The sequence below is a fragment of the Natronosalvus vescus genome (assembly GCF_023973145.1).
Classification (GTDB): domain Archaea; phylum Halobacteriota; class Halobacteria; order Halobacteriales; family Natrialbaceae; genus Natronosalvus; species Natronosalvus vescus.
In genome coordinates, this window is the sequence record NZ_CP099546.1 from 3,264,564 (window position 1) to 3,278,835 (window position 14,272).

Consider the following 14,272-nt stretch of genomic DNA (forward strand, 5'->3'; position numbering starts at 1 on the left):
TGTGGCTAGGCAAAAGAACGATTGCACCATCGGTCGGCGACGCCATCCCCCTCGAGCCAGTTGGTCAATTAATCGGTTGGATCGAGTTCGACCTGCTCGAGCGACCGATCGAGGTGACAGGTTTCGTGGGGCGGGTCGCCGAGAATCGACTGGATGCGGTACTCCCGATCGAATTCGATCCCGTCGGGTTCACAGTAGGCGTGACTCGGGCACTCGACGTACGGGCAGGGCCCGCTGAGGCTGGCTTTGCTACCACTGAACGCCCCCTTGGACGGTACGTTCGCCGTGACAGTTGTCGGTTCGACTTCCACGGCCCGAACCCCGTCGTCGTGCATTGCACACTCGAGAGTCTGGGCGTTTTCGCGAACATCGGTTACCATGTACGCTCGACCGGACTCGAGATTCAAACACTGGCTTCGGTAGGGGCAGCCGGCACAGCCGTCGGCTTCGCCTTCGTAGACGAACTCGGTGCCGGGGCTGGCGAGGCGCGTGCCGAGGAGGGTCACGGTTGGCATTCGTAGACGGTCGTTCGTGCCGGGGCTGGTTAAGCCTCACGTCGCTGACCTCACCACTGGAACGGCTGACTCGAGATCGAAAGACGGCAAAAAACGACCGGACAACGGACGAAACCGCTCAGAGGAACCGGAACGTCTCGAGGTTCTTCGGCGCGAACGTCCGCATGTTGAACTCGTGGTACAGCGCGGAAGAGAGATCCTGTGTCGAACGTTCGTCGCCGTGGACACAGAGTATCTTCTCCGGCCGTGGATTCATCGTCTTCACGAAGTTCATCAACCCGGCGCGATCGGCGTGACCGGAGAAACCGTCGACAGTCTCGACGTCCATATTGAGTTTGAGCGTCCCACGACCGCCGCCGTTACCGTTCGATCCCATCGCGCCGACTTCGCTGGTCGGAATCTCGTCCCAGCCGTTCTGGATCCGTCGACCGAGCGTCCCCTGTGCCTGGTAGCCGACGAAGACGAGCGTCGAATCCGGATCCGGGCCAATGTGGCTCAGCCAGGACATGATCGGCCCACCGGTGACCATCCCTGACGTCGAGAGGATGATGCAGGGGCCGCCGTCGGCGACGTCCTGTCGTTCCTCCTCACCACCGTCGATGTGGTTGAACTCCTCGGCGAGGAACGGGTTCTCGTCGTCGTGAAAGATCCGGTCGCGCAGGTCGTCACGGAGGTACTCGGGATAGGTCGTGTGGATCGCCGTCGCCTCCCAGATCATCCCGTCGAGGTGGACGGGCATCTTCGGGATGTCGCCATTGCGCATCGCCTTCTCGATGACGAGCATGATCTCTTGGGAGCGACCGACCGCGAACGCCGGAATCAACACCTTTCCGCCGCGTTCGGCTGTCTCTTTGATGACTTCCGTGAGTTTCTCCTCGGAGTCCTCCTGATCGGTCTGGTAGTCGTTTCGACCGCCGTAGGTGGACTCGAGAACCAGCGTCTCCACGCGTGGGAAGTCGTTGGTCGCGCCGTTGAACAGGCGCGTGTCCTTGTAGTGGATGTCACCGGAGAACGCCACGTTGTAGAGGCCGTCACCGATGTGGAAGTGCGAGACGGCCGATCCGAGAATGTGACCGGCGTTGTGGAACGTGAGTTTGACGTCCGGGGCGATGTCCGTGACGTCGCCGTACTCGAGCGGGATGCAGTGTTTGATCGCCTCCCGAACCATCTCGGACTCGTACGGCGGGGCGCGCCCTTCTTTGGCGGCAACATCGAGGTAATCCAGCGTGAGCAATCCCATCAGGTCTCGCGTCGGTTCGGTGCAGTAGATCGGGCCGTCGTAGCCGTACTTGAACAACAGTGGGATGAAGGCGGAGTGATCCAGATGGGCGTGCGTCAGGACGACCGCGTCGATCGTCTGTGCACCGGCTCCGAGCGCCTCCGGAACCTGAAGGTAGGGCACTTCGCCATCTGCGCCGGGTTTGTCACCGCAGTCGATGAGAATCCGTGTCTCCGGCGTGGAGAGAATAAACGCCGCCCGTCCGACCTCGCGACAACAGCCCAGGGTCGTAATACGCACCCAGCTGTCGTCGGACATCTCCTCGCGGTGGATCTGCCGGCCGACGCGTTCTAATATGTTCCGGCGGTCGTCCCGTTCCTGTTTGAGGAAGTTCCGGACGTTCGAGACCGTCGAGGACTCGATCGGCGGCGTCCGGACGACTTCCGGCGTCCAGCCGACGCTTTTCGTAATCTCGCGCAGCGTCGAGCCGTGTCGCCCGATAACCATCCCGGGTTTCTGTGCCTCGATAACGACCTCGCCCGTGTCGGCGTGGAAATCGAGATCGGTGACGCCGGCTTCCTCCGGGATGACGTTCTCGATCTCCGCTCGAGCCGTCTTCGGCGGCGAGAGGACGTCGGGGTCGGGGCGAACCGTAATTCGCTTGCGGAGTTTGCTCGCCAGCTTTCGGATGAGGTCACCCTGCTGGGCGAACTTTTTGGGGTCGCGCGTGTAGACGACCAGTTCTGGCCCTTCGTATTTCACCGAGGAGACCGAGATGTCACTCGGTAACTCGCTCGTGATCGTTGCTTTCAAATCGTCGAGTTGCTGCTCTACAGTACTCATAGTCGCCAAATACGGCTTGCGTGAACTCGTCGCCGGGAGTGCGCGTCGTCACGGCGAATGCACCAGGCCAGCAGCGATGGCCGAATCGGTGCCCGTCTTCGAGGGTGACAGGATGGCCGTCGAAATCGCCAGCGTGGCGATAGTAGCCGCCGTCGTCTCGCATAGATGGGGCACGATATCGGATCATCGTCTAAAGTGGCCGTGCTGTGACGAGCACGCTCCCAGGTCGGTTATCCTGGTTCGTGCGGGAAGATCCCAGGGAGAACCCGCTTACCCGAGCATATTCCTCGCCTGGTATAAAAGCCTTCGCAAAAAACGGGAATCGATCGGAAAACCGGTCGGAAAACACAGGAGGAATCGCGACAAACGCCCAGTATGGATCTGGACGCACCACTGAAGATGACGCCGTCCCGTGTGACCGCCGAACGAGACTGGGTTCGCGACCGTGCCGATACCGTCGTGCCGATCATCAACGCCGTCAGAGACGACCTCGGAGACATCTTCGAGACGGACGTCGATCCGGTGACCGACGAGCAGTATCGCGCCGAAGTCGACGAGCTCTTTCGGGACGGCGATCTCGCGGTGAACGTCGCCGCGATGGTCGCTATCCTTCGCGAACTCGACGTCGAAGGCGACTATCCTGGATTCGTCGTCGACGAACTCGTCGGTCGTGAACTGGCGGCTACGATCGCTGGCGTCCAACCGCTTCGTACACTTGGGGAGGCGACCTTCCACTACGCGGACGTCCACACTCACGGGCCCGCGGACGAAAACGCCGGCGTCGACGACTTAGAGGCCGCGCTTGCAGCCGGTTTTCAGGAACGCATCCCTGGCTGGGACTGGACAGAGCGGGCGAGCCCGTTCAGCGTCGAGTAGCTCGTTTCGAACGAGATCGCGCAAATGGCTCGTTTCCAAAGGGGGTCGAGTATCGGGACGAAGCAGGGATCGACTCGAGTGAACCTGTAAGAGTGACGAGTGGCCGGGCTCCAACGGCTTGAACACGGTGCAGGGTCGAGCAGAGGACACGAGTTGTGCACTCGGTTTCCCAGCGTCGAGTATGCCGACGAACGAGGCATTTCGACACGACGGACAGCCAATCCATCCGTCGGATAGAGATATGTTGTTTGCTGTCGTTTCACACACCACTACCTCACACTCGGCCACGATACGCACCGACCGATCCGACTCGAGGCATCGGCCGCGGCAACTGGCCGTGAGGAGGGGGTGATATCATGGAAGAAACAGCGTATGAAGGGATTACACAGTCACAACAGGAGACGTGGGCCACCGGCGATTTCAATCAGATCGCCCGGCAGAACGTGGTCATGGCGGAGGCGCTCTGTGAGACGGTCGATCCTCACCCCGGTCAGCGCGTGCTAGATGTCGCCTGTGGGAGCGGCACCGCAGCACTGGTCGCAGAGCGTCGGTACTGTGAGGTCACAGGTATTGACTACGTGCCTGGGCTGATCGACCGAGCGGAGCAGCGTGCTGCAGCAAACGGACAGATCATCGACTTCCGCGTCGGCGATGCCCAGGAGATGCCGTTCCCCGACGACAGTTTCGACGTCGTTCTCTCGGTCTACGGGGTGCAGTTTGCACCGGATCAGGAACGGGCGGCGAGCGAGATGCTTCGAGTGTGCAAACCGGGCGGGACGATTGGCCTGGCCGGGCCGATTCCAAGCGGGTGGAGTGGTGATTGGTTCGCAACACACGCCCAGTATGCCCCACCGCCACCGGGGGCACCCTCACCCCTCCGCTGGGGAACCGACGAAGGCCTCGACGAGTTGCTCGGTCACAGCGTTCGATCCCTCGAAAGCAAACGACGGACGGCACTCCAGTACTACCGGTCGACCGATCATGCCGTGGACGTATTCAGCACCTACTTCGGCCCAACGATCGGCGCACTCGAACGGGTCGATTCGGACACACAAGAACGACTTCTGAACGATCTCAGAAACGTATTCAGCCGCTATAATCGCGCAACCGACGGAACGGCAATCGTCGAGAACGAGTATCTCCAGACCGTCGCACGGTGTGAGTGAACGACTCGAGCGTCCAGGAATCTCCGATGGGGAATCCGTGTCGTTCCCGCTCAGACAGTCACTGTGGCGGCGCTCACGGCTGCTCTTGCTGTGGCGGGTTCTGGAACTCTTCGAACTGCAGGCCCGGAAGCAGCGCGCTCACGGCCTCGTCTGAGAGCGTTGCGACCAGTGCCTCGTCGCTGCCCTCGAGGAGCACCACGCCGACCTGGCTGATCGTTCCGTCGACGGTGAGTTCCTCGACGTCGTCGGCGTAGTCGTCGAGTTCGTCGATGGCCTCGCTGTTGAATGCAGCCTGCATCTCCATCAGTTCGGCCTGAGCCTCCTCCTGGCTGATCTCCTCTTCCTGAATCTCCTGGATCAGTTCCTGCTCGCGCGCGGCGAGTTCGGCCTGGGCCTCCTCGTCGGGTTCGACGACGGCAGTGAGGCCATCTGCCGGATCGATCGACGGCTCACGGTCTGGTTCCGTGTCGGTTTCGTTACCGTTCGGATCAGTGTCGTCTGGATCCGTTTCATCCGGGTCGTCCGACGACCGTAATTCCGTGCAACCGGCGAGTGAGGCAACTCCTGCGACACCGGCGGTCTGCACGAGCTGTCGTCGAGAGAGCGGTGACTCCATGTCGTTTCAACGTCGAGGTACCGCGACGGATAAGCCTTCGCGATTCGGAGTATTCGACAGCCTGCCAATTCGAAAGCCTCCGTATGCCGCATCTCGTGTGGTTTTTATCGCCTCGAGCCCCTTGTTCTGGCTGTGACCCCAGCGGGTTCAGACCCCGGCCCATCCATTGATGGCGCAGACGTGGAACGCTCGCGAGTCGCCACCCTCGAGTCACCCACCGTGTCCGAAGCCGTCGACGCGATCCGGGCCGGCCTCGAGGCCGGATCGCTGATCACGGTCTTCGGGCGCTGTCGAGTCGACTACGAGGGGCGTGCAGCAAGCCAGCTCGAGGCCGGCGAGCGCCACGTCATGTTGAAGCCCGACGGCACCGCGCTGGTACACACCGCGGCGGGTCAACAGCCGGTCAACTGGCAGCCACCCGGGTGTGAGCACGACGTCTACCGCTCGGACGGCGACAGCGACGCAAACGACGGCGACGCCCTGGACAGTGACACTCGCTCGGACAGCGACGACAGATCGGACGGTGACAGCGACGCCTCAAACAGTGACACCGACGCAGACGGCGACCTCGTCGTTCACAGCACGCGCTCGACCCCTGCAGAGGAACTCGTCGTCACGTTTGACAGTGTCCACCAGGTGTCGACGTTCGCCATGGCCGCTCCCGATTCGATCGCGGTCGTCGGCACCGAAGCCGACCTTCGTGATCGGATTCTCGAGGAACCGGCACTGCTCGAGCCGGGATTTCGACCGCTGGCGACCGAGCGGGAGACACCGGCCGGCGCGATCGACATCTACGGCGAAGATCGCACCGGTCGTACCGTCGTCGTCGAACTCAAGCGGCGACGCGTCGGCCCGGACGCCGTCGGTCAGCTCCGCCGGTATATCGACGCCCTATCGCGTGATCTCCACGCCGACGCCGAGATCCGGGGCGTTCTCGTCGCGCCGTCGGTTACCGACCGTGCCGAACGGCTCCTCGCCGAACACGGGCTCGAGTTCGTTGCCCTCGAGCCGACTGCAGACGACGGGTGAGAACCTGTCGGTTCGGAGATGGTACTCCTGCACACTCGCAGTGGACACCTGCCGAAGGCCCAATCAACACTTTCCGAAGGTGCAGTCGACACCCTACCGAACAATGTCGCCAATCCTGCGGGGTTCGCCCTGCAAGTCCGGCTGTTCGGCGACCATCTGTAACACCTCGTGATCGGTGACGTCGGGGTAGGCCTTCCCGACGGCTTCCTCGATCAGGTCGCGCTCGAGGCGAAATTCGGTTCCTTCGTAGACGACGTCGACGCCAGCCTCGTCGAACGCGAGAGTGGTCATATCGACACCGACGGCATGGCCGGTCAAAAAGGATACGAGTCGTCGGTCGAACGGAGCAACGGCTCGAGTACGACGAACTCGACTCACGCGTAATTACACATGAGCCACGATGGACTACATTGAGTCACGACATTGCCTGCACACACGGGAGCGTCCGCCAGGCGTCAGACGTTCGCGCGGGGTTTATTACCCGGGGGTGACTTTGCCACAGAGTGTGGCGTTCAGTAGCGATCCGCTCGATGAACTCGTCGTCCCGTCAGGCACCGAAGCCCAGGAACACGACCTCGTAACCGGCGGGGACGTGCTGGTCGGTGGCCGGTCGACAGTCGAGTTCGGTGTTCGCGGACGGAACGTCCTCGCGGGGGAAGGGGCCGTCTTTGGCGGCTCGATCGAAGCCGAAGGGGACTGTCGACTCGATATGTGGTGTGACGTGGCCGACAACGTCCTCGTCGGCGAGGACGCCTACCTCGGTGAACGCGTCCACATCGCCGGCCAACTCAAAGTGGCGGGCGACCTCGACATCGGCGACGACGTCGATATCGAAGAAGGGTTCGAGGCCAACGGCTGGATCGTCATCCGCAACCCGATGCCGACGATCATCTTCCTGTTCATGTACCTCAAACACTTGCTTGTGATCGGCGAGGAGGACGCCGCCCAGCAACTCATATCGGAGGTCGTCGACGATGACATCGAACCCGAGACCGAACCGCTCGTGATCCCCGCCAACGGAACGGTCAGCGACGACGCCTGGCGGGTGTCGACACCCGCCCGAATCGGCGACGAGTGCCGACTCCACGGGAACGTTCGCGCCGAATCGATCGTCGTCGGCGCTGACAGCAATATTTTTGGTAGCCTCAGGGCCCGCGACGAGATTTCGGTCGGCGAACGTACCCGCATTCACGGCGACGTGACCACGCGGGATGGCTCGGTACGGTTGGGGCCCGACGTCCGGATTCTCGGTGACGTCTCGTGTCGTGACCTCGAGATCGAACCGGGTGCCGAGGTCGACGGCTCGATTCGGGCTCGTGGCGAGATTTCGATGGTGACGACCGAGCGAGATATCGAGTAACTAAACTGACGGTCGAGCGCAACCTCGAGCACCACCTGCTCGAGCGGAACGACAGAGCGATATCGATCGGAAAAATTGCGACCGGGGACGGAATCCAACCCCACATCCTTAATAACTATTGTTGCGATATGCCGAGATGAGCATGTTACGAACAATCATAGCACAGCTAGGGAGGGTACGATGCGATCGATCGTCCTGACCAAAGGCGTCCCTGACTTCTCCGAAGGCGCGGTTTCGTTCGACGAGGACGGACACCTCGAGCGCGGGAAGACGCCGACCGTGATGAACCCGAACGACTACTATGCGCTGCAGGCGGCCCTGCAGACGCGGGTTCGCCACGGCGGCCACGTCAGCGGAATGAGCATGGGGCCACCCAGTTACAAGACCGTCCTCGAGGAGGCGATGGAGGCGGTCTACGCCGACGACAGCTATCTGCTCTCCGATCGCGCGCTGGCCGCGTCCGACACGTGGGCGACTGCGATTACACTCTCGGCGGCCATCGAGAAACACCAGGAAGAAGTCGCCGACGTCGACCTGGTCTTTGCGGGCTTCAAGACGGCGGACGGCGAGACCGGCCACACCGGCCCGCAGACGGCCTGGTGTCTCGACTGGCCGATCGTCACCCATGTGCTGGCACTCGACATCGACCCCGACGAGCGGACGCTACGAGCGAAACGCCTCGTCGAGGGTGACGTGGACGAGATCGAAACCGTCGAAGCGCCCCTTCCGTGCGTCGTCATCACCGATCCGGAGTTCGCGCCAACGTACCGGAAAGCCGCTCACCGACTCGAGCACAAACAGCTACGGGCGGAGACCCAGGAGCGGGCGGCCGACCACGACGAACACCTGACTACCTGGGATCACCAGGATCTCAATCTCGATCCCGACTACATCGGACTCGACGGTTCGCCGACCATCGTTTCGTCGGTCGATCCCATCCCGAAAGCGCCGTCAGAGCGGGAGGCGACGGTGGTCGATCCCGGTGACGCCGACGGCATGGAACAGGTCGTCGAGGAGATGCACCCGTTCGCAGGAGGTGACTGAGTATGCCACTGAATCCGTCCGATCACACCGTAGACGAACTCCGCAAGGAACTGGATTCGATCGACGACCCCGAGGAAGCCCAGTCGATTCTCGAGGCCGAAATCGCAGACAAGGGACGCAAAACAGCCCGCGAGGCGATCGAAGCGCGGGTCGACGAACTCGAGGGGGCAACCGCCGACGAGGAAACCGAAGGCGAGTACGAGGAGACGCGAGAGGACGTCGGCGAGGACGCCGAGGGTGAGGAGGTGAGCGAAGACGAGGAAGCTGGCGACGGCGACGGCGAAGCCGAGGAAGCGGTGGACGCTGCGGACGAAGCGGACGCTGAAGAAGACGACGGCCTCTCTCACCCGACTCGAGACAAAAAGCACGTCCGTGCGCTCCAGGGCGGCACCTACCGCGACATGTGGGTCTTCTGTGAGACGCAGCAGGGTGAACTACTCGACGTCTCGAAGGAGATGCTCGGGAAGGCCCGTGAGCTGATGGATCAGTACGCCGAGGACTACGAGGAAGAGGACGTCGTGGCATTCCTCATGGGCGACGACTGCGAGGAACTCGCCGAGGAGTGTATCGCCTACGGCGCCGACGTCGCCGTCTATCACGACGACGACCGACTCGAGCGCTTCCTGCACAAGCCGTTCACCGAGGTCTCGGCGCACATGTCCCGCGGCCAGGGGGGCACCGAGAGCACGGACTGGCGCGACTACGACGAACCGCGCTACGTGCTCTATCCGGCGACGAACAACGGCCGCGACCTCTCGGCGCTCTTACAGGGCGAGCTCGACTCGGGGCTCGCCTCGGACTGCTCCGATCTCTTCATCGAACCGGAGCTAATCTCGAACCCCGTCAAGACCGGCGAACCGGGGGTCAAGAAGACGTTCGAGCGCGTCCTGCACATGAAGCGGCCGGACTTCTCCGGCTTCGAGTACTCGACGATTCTCTGTCTGGACAATCCGGATCGAGACTTCCACCCACAGGGAGCCTCGGTGATCCCCGGAACGTTCGACGTTCCCAAGCCCGATCAGGACCGTGAGGGACTCGTCGTCGAACACGAGATGGAACTCGAGGACGAGTGGTTCGACGTCCAGATCACCGAACACGACACGCTCGAGGCCGGCGTCGACCTGACCGACCACGAGGTGGTCGTCTGTCTCGGTCGGGGCATCGGTGACGACCCAACGCTCGGTATGGAACTGGGTCTCGAGCTCACGGACGCGTTCGACGACGCCGAGATGGGGATCACCCGCGGCATTGTGACCTCGTCCTACCAGTTCGAGGGTCACGTCGAGCAGTACTCGAAGGAAGAGCGCCAGATCGGCGAGACGGGACAGGTCGTCGCGCCCGACCTCTACATCGCAGCTGGCGTCTCTGGCGCGGTACAGCACAAAGTCGGCATGGACGAATCGGATACTATCATCGCGATCAACACGGATCCGGACGCGACGATCAAGGACTTCAGCGACTACTACATCGAAGGCGACCTCTTCGAGGTACTCCCGGCGCTCACCGAGGCGGTGAAGTCGGGAGAACTTGCCGAAGTGGTCGCCGATGGAGGTGACGACTGAGATGACAGCACACACTGACGGCGGCGTCGATGACGGAGCGTACGAACACTACGAGGCGATCGTCGTCGGCTGTGGCCCCGGTGGTGCCGCCGCGGCGGCCCGCCTGGCCGAACACGGCGTCGAAACGCTGGTGCTCGAGCGGGGCGTCGAGGCCGGCTCGAAGAACGTCTCGGGCGGGCTCATCTACGCCGAGGAGTCGGCACCGTACACGATCGACGACCTCTTTCCGGACTTCCGTGAGGAGGCTGCAGAACGCCCGGTCACGGACTACGAGATCCACAACATCGCCGGGAACAAGGTCAAATCGTTCGATCTGACCGACCTTCACGAGCACGACACCGACTGGTGTGACGCCGTGTTGCGCCGGAACATGGATTCATGGCTCGAGCAGCGCGTCCACGAACTGACGAGCGAGGCCGGTGGCGGCGTCCTGACCGACGTCCGGGTCAACGGCTTGCTGCGCGAGAACGGCGAGATCGTCGGCGTCACCTGTGACGAACTCGATCCGATCACGGCCGACCTCATCGTCGCGGCCGACGGCGTCAACTCGGAACTGGCTCGCGACGCCGGATTGATGGACTGGGAGGAGCCCGACGAGTGGTTCCAGGGCGTCAAAGCCGTCGTCGAGATGGATCCCGAGGTGATCAACGACCGCTTCGATATCGACGAGGGTGAGGGCGTCGCCCACCTCTTCTCGGGCGACCTGTTCGAGGACGTTCGCGGCGGCGGTTTCCTCTACACCAACGAGGATACCCTCTCGATCGGGACGGTCTTCCACCTCGACAGCCTGGTAGCCGAACAGGCCGAACCGCACGAACTCCTCGACGCCCTCCTGACTCACCCGCTCATGGCCCAGTGGCTCGGCGACGACTACAAAGAACTCGAGTACGGGGCGAAACTCGTTCCGGACTCGAAGAAGGTCGCTCACCGCGAGCCCTATCGTGATCGGCTCGTCCTCGTGGGCGACGCTGGCGGACAGATGCAGGCCCAGGGGCCGATCATCAAGGGGATGAACCACGCGGTGACCGCGGGTGCGCTCGCGGCTGACGCCCACGCACTCACGCGAGGGAACGCGGATCCTGAAGCGGCGGGCCGCAGGTACACCACGATGCTCGAGCAGTCGGGCACGATGGGGAAACTTCGGCCGCGGCGGTACGAACTGACGAGCCCCGTCGGGGAACACGGCCTCGTGACCAAGGCGGTCGAGGGCGTGTTGAACTCCCCCGTCGGCTCCGTCGCGATCGGCAACCCGGTCGCGAAGCGACTGCTGCCGAAGGCGTACAACTCCCCGTTCCTCGTGGGCATGTTGCCCGACACGAAGACCGGCTATACGACCTTGCCGTCGATCATCGGGGATCGACAAGGCCGGACGATCCACTGGGAGAACGAGGTCGAACCGCCGAGCCTCGAGGATCGGATCGGCGACCTGACCTACGACACGGACGTCGGCAACCCACACATCCGTCTCCGTGACGAGTCCTACGAGGCAAGTGGCGCAGCGGTGTACGCCTGCCCGGTGAGCGCGGAGGACTTCGGCGGCGGCTGTTACCGCGCGGAGACGGTCTCGACGAATGGTTCCGAGGAGACCCTCGTCAGTCTCGACACCCAGCCCTGCGTCGAGTGTGGTACCTGTGCCATCGTCGCTGACACGGAGTGGGAACACCCCCGCGGCGGCAAAGGCGTCGAGTACCGCCAGGGATAGATGGGTCAGTACGGCTCACGGATCGCCGCCCTCGAGCGCCAGGCCGAACGCGATCACCAGACGCTCGCGGACGGGACGTGTGACGCCGACCCGGAACGCGCTCGCTCGTATCTGCGGGAGGGCGTCGGCCCGGCCGTCTGGATCTACGTCGAGGCCCGAACGGGTGGCCGACGACGGTACATCTCGCCGGCGGAGTTCGACGCCCTCGAGCGGGCGATGAATCGCTGGTTCGAGTGTTACGCGGCGTGTCACGGCGTCGACCTCGAAGCGGAGTACACCGTTCGGGAGGTAGCCGAGTTGTTGCTCGAGACGCGAAACATCCACGACGTGGGCGAGTTGTTGACTGGCGTGCCAGTGTCGGACGGCGAATGATGCGACTCGAGGGGTCGGCCTTATTACGAATCTGTTCTGTATGATCCTACAACAAGGAGAGCGTGCTTCGGACAAAGCACAGGTTCAGTGTGGGTCGGCCACTACTCCTGACGTTGCCTATCGTCGAGTCGTCGTTTCAGTAGATACCCAGCTCCGGAGAGGGCAGCGATCGCTCCACCAACACTAAACCCGGGTACGGTATCATCAGCTGTACTCGTCTTCATGGCTGCAGTATCTGTATCCGTCTTCGTCGCTGCAGTATCTGTATCTGCATCTGAATTGCTCATCTTGTCATCAGCAGCTTGCTGGGTGCTCTCTTCCTCGGTCGCCTGGTCAACATCCTCCTCGTCCGCATCCTGTTTGGCACATGCTTCATCGGCACGTTGCTCGGCATTGACGACAATTTGCGTGGTAGATTCGTACACGTCGCCGGCGTCATCTGTGACTGTTAGTCGTATATTGTGGCCACCAGCTCGTCCAAACGTATACGTGACGAGGTCGCCCGTCTCAGTGCTCTCGTCGCCAAACTCCCAGACATACTCGACGATCTCTCGATCCTCGATGGACGAATGGGTCGCATCGAACGCGACCTGTTCACCGACGAGAGGATGCTGCGGGGAGAACTCGATGTATGCGTGTGTGGTTGAAACATTTCCACCAAGATCAGCACGAATCGAGTCGATATCGTCGCCACGAAGGACACGCTCGTGGAACTCCGCCACATCGTCCCTCGCCGAACCTGGGGAGTGGCCCGTGTCCTCGTACATCCGGAAGACAGCAGCCGTGTTCACCTCTTCGTGAACTGCCTTACAGTATGGGAATCGATCCTCCTGCATATCGTCACCATAGACCGCTAACGCGGTTTCGTCGAAATCGCCAGTCCACGCGTCGGTGTACGGGATCGTGTCGTTTGTGTCGTGCTCTCCCAGATAGAGAAATTGAGGAACGTCACGGTACGAATCGAGGTCGAACGGCTTTCCTGTCAATTCCTCCAGGTTTGCAACGCCGATGTGAAACTCCAGGGAATGGCCCTTCGCTTCCTCGATCGGCAGGGTCACCATCCCGTTGAGCCCACCAGCAGTTGCTGAAACGACCTCGTCCGGGTGAAGCGTGACGAAGCGTTCGACGAAGTTACCCGACGCCGAAAACCCGTTGAGCATAATCCCGTCATCCGCAACCGGGTATTCGCGTTCAGCGAGGTACTTCCGCGCATGCGCCGCCATATTGAGAAGCTGTAAATCGACTCGCTCGAGCGAACCCGACGTGATTTGCATCGTTTCCCTATCCAGCGCGTGAATGTAGTGGGTTGCATCGACTGGGTCACTTCGTGGGCGTGGAAACACCGGCACTATCGCCGCTGCATTTAATTGTTCTCCAAGATCCTGCACCCAGCCGTTGATGTCGCGTTCCGCTCGCTCGGCGTGGACGTTCAACTCGTCATCGACTTCGCCCGTATTGTTCGGTTGGACGAGGAGTGGTCTCGGATCGTCATCGGCAAAGACGGTGGGGGCGTAGAGAAAGTACGGGTACTCGAATCCGGCCGCAGGATCAGCGTCGATGCGTGTCGGGGGAACGCCTTCAACCAACTCTCGGCTGTCGTCGATGTGGACGACTGCCGTTTCTCGAGCAAACCCGTGTCCTTCGGTGTCGATTAGGCTGACGGCTACTTCGGCTGATTCGGTAAGGAGCTGTGCGAGTTCGATTTCGTACTCCTCGTACGTTCCAGCCTCGATGGGGGAAGGTGGCAGCAATGTGTCATCGGCATCGATATTTCTCACGGCTACCCTGGCATCAATCTCGGTCGAGAGTTCGGATACGGTGATGGTCGATCCGTCCGAGTGCTGCTCATCGAGTCGTATCGATCCAGTCGGGTCAGTCGCCGCAGAGATGGGAATACTTCCAGTTGCAGTGAGCCCAACTGAAATGATAAAGAATTGTCTTCTTCTCATTGGCTATAGTGTCTATTCC

Annotated in this window: 13 protein-coding genes; 8 read left to right on the forward strand and 5 right to left on the reverse strand. The window is 61.9% G+C overall.

The genetic code is table 11. The features are described 5' to 3' along the window. Positions 1 to 68: 68 nt before the first annotated feature. The gene (locus NGM68_RS15570) at positions 69 to 515 is read right to left on the reverse strand and encodes a UPF0179 family protein (protein ID WP_252699147.1); all 447 of its coding nucleotides are present in this window, start codon (positions 513 to 515) and stop codon (positions 69 to 71) included. Positions 516 to 633: 118 nt separating this feature from the next. Beyond that, complete coding sequence (locus NGM68_RS15575; RefSeq protein ID WP_252699148.1) at positions 634 to 2,577, reverse strand: beta-CASP ribonuclease aCPSF1; 1,944 nt, start codon at positions 2,575 to 2,577, stop codon at positions 634 to 636. Positions 2,578 to 2,970: 393 nt separating this feature from the next. Here NGM68_RS15575 and NGM68_RS15580 point away from each other — a divergent pair, with 393 nt between their 5' ends. Together NGM68_RS15580 and NGM68_RS15585 are read left to right on the forward strand one after the other, a co-directional pair. Further along, positions 2,971 to 3,453 carry a DUF7984 family protein gene (locus NGM68_RS15580; RefSeq protein ID WP_252701438.1) on the forward strand — a complete coding sequence of 161 codons (483 nt, stop codon included), beginning with the start codon at positions 2,971 to 2,973 and terminating at the stop codon, positions 3,451 to 3,453. A 356-nt stretch (positions 3,454 to 3,809) separates the two neighbouring features. After that, a complete protein-coding gene (locus NGM68_RS15585) occupies positions 3,810 to 4,619 on the forward strand; it encodes a class I SAM-dependent methyltransferase (protein ID WP_252699149.1) in 810 nt (269 codons plus the stop codon). Between the two features lie 73 nt (positions 4,620 to 4,692). Here NGM68_RS15585 and NGM68_RS15590 read toward each other — a convergent pair whose 3' ends face one another. Next, positions 4,693 to 5,235: a hypothetical protein gene (locus NGM68_RS15590; protein ID WP_252699150.1), complete on the reverse strand. Its 543-nt coding sequence runs from the start codon at positions 5,233 to 5,235 to the stop codon at positions 4,693 to 4,695. A 180-nt stretch (positions 5,236 to 5,415) separates the two neighbouring features. On the opposite strand from NGM68_RS15590, the gene nucS reads away from it, so the two are divergent. After that, the gene (gene nucS / locus NGM68_RS15595) at positions 5,416 to 6,264 is read left to right on the forward strand and encodes an endonuclease NucS (RefSeq protein WP_256469895.1); all 849 of its coding nucleotides are present in this window, start codon (positions 5,416 to 5,418) and stop codon (positions 6,262 to 6,264) included. A gap of 93 nt (positions 6,265 to 6,357) precedes the next feature. Here nucS and NGM68_RS15600 read toward each other — a convergent pair whose 3' ends face one another. Next, positions 6,358 to 6,555 (reverse strand): DUF5800 family protein, encoded by a 198-nt coding sequence (locus NGM68_RS15600; RefSeq protein ID WP_252699151.1) that lies wholly within the window; start codon positions 6,553 to 6,555, stop codon positions 6,358 to 6,360. A 214-nt stretch (positions 6,556 to 6,769) separates the two neighbouring features. On the opposite strand from NGM68_RS15600, the gene NGM68_RS15605 reads away from it, so the two are divergent. From NGM68_RS15605 to NGM68_RS15625, 5 genes are all read left to right on the forward strand, one after another. Further along, complete coding sequence (locus NGM68_RS15605) at positions 6,770 to 7,624, forward strand: polymer-forming cytoskeletal protein (protein WP_252699152.1); 855 nt, start codon at positions 6,770 to 6,772, stop codon at positions 7,622 to 7,624. 180 nt (positions 7,625 to 7,804) lie between these two features. Continuing rightward, positions 7,805 to 8,668 carry an electron transfer flavoprotein subunit beta/FixA family protein gene (locus tag NGM68_RS15610; protein ID WP_252699153.1) on the forward strand — a complete coding sequence of 288 codons (864 nt, stop codon included), beginning with the start codon at positions 7,805 to 7,807 and terminating at the stop codon, positions 8,666 to 8,668. A gap of 2 nt (positions 8,669 to 8,670) precedes the next feature. Next, positions 8,671 to 10,230 (forward strand): electron transfer flavoprotein subunit alpha/FixB family protein, encoded by a 1,560-nt coding sequence (locus tag NGM68_RS15615; RefSeq protein WP_252699154.1) that lies wholly within the window; start codon positions 8,671 to 8,673, stop codon positions 10,228 to 10,230. Position 10,231: 1 nt separating this feature from the next. After that, positions 10,232 to 11,932 carry an FAD-dependent oxidoreductase gene (locus tag NGM68_RS15620; RefSeq protein WP_252699155.1) on the forward strand — a complete coding sequence of 567 codons (1,701 nt, stop codon included), beginning with the start codon at positions 10,232 to 10,234 and terminating at the stop codon, positions 11,930 to 11,932. Beyond that, complete coding sequence (locus tag NGM68_RS15625) at positions 11,933 to 12,304, forward strand: DUF8055 family protein (protein ID WP_252699156.1); 372 nt, start codon at positions 11,933 to 11,935, stop codon at positions 12,302 to 12,304. It abuts the gene before it with no gap. A 101-nt stretch (positions 12,305 to 12,405) separates the two neighbouring features. Here the strand turns inward: NGM68_RS15625 and NGM68_RS15630 are convergent, their stop codons facing one another. Then, positions 12,406 to 14,082: a PKD domain-containing protein gene (locus tag NGM68_RS15630; RefSeq protein WP_252699157.1), complete on the reverse strand. Its 1,677-nt coding sequence runs from the start codon at positions 14,080 to 14,082 to the stop codon at positions 12,406 to 12,408. Positions 14,083 to 14,272 lie beyond the last annotated feature (190 nt).

Excerpts from the sequence above, each read along its gene's own strand:
- NGM68_RS15600 (WP_252699151.1), bottom strand. The coding sequence starts at position 6,555 with ATGACCACTCTCGCGTTCGACGAGGCTGGCGTCGACGTCGTCTACGAA.
- NGM68_RS15590 (WP_252699150.1), bottom strand. The coding sequence starts at position 5,235 with ATGGAGTCACCGCTCTCTCGACGACAGCTCGTGCAGACCGCCGGTGTC.
- NGM68_RS15615 (WP_252699154.1), top strand. The coding sequence starts at position 8,671 with ATGCCACTGAATCCGTCCGATCACACCGTAGACGAACTCCGCAAGGAA.
- NGM68_RS15570 (WP_252699147.1), bottom strand. The coding sequence starts at position 515 with ATGCCAACCGTGACCCTCCTCGGCACGCGCCTCGCCAGCCCCGGCACC.
- NGM68_RS15625 (WP_252699156.1), top strand. The coding sequence starts at position 11,933 with ATGGGTCAGTACGGCTCACGGATCGCCGCCCTCGAGCGCCAGGCCGAA.
- NGM68_RS15620 (WP_252699155.1), top strand. The coding sequence starts at position 10,232 with ATGACAGCACACACTGACGGCGGCGTCGATGACGGAGCGTACGAACAC.
- NGM68_RS15585 (WP_252699149.1), top strand. The coding sequence starts at position 3,810 with ATGGAAGAAACAGCGTATGAAGGGATTACACAGTCACAACAGGAGACG.
- NGM68_RS15610 (WP_252699153.1), top strand. The coding sequence starts at position 7,805 with ATGCGATCGATCGTCCTGACCAAAGGCGTCCCTGACTTCTCCGAAGGC.
- NGM68_RS15575 (WP_252699148.1), bottom strand. The coding sequence starts at position 2,577 with ATGAGTACTGTAGAGCAGCAACTCGACGATTTGAAAGCAACGATCACG.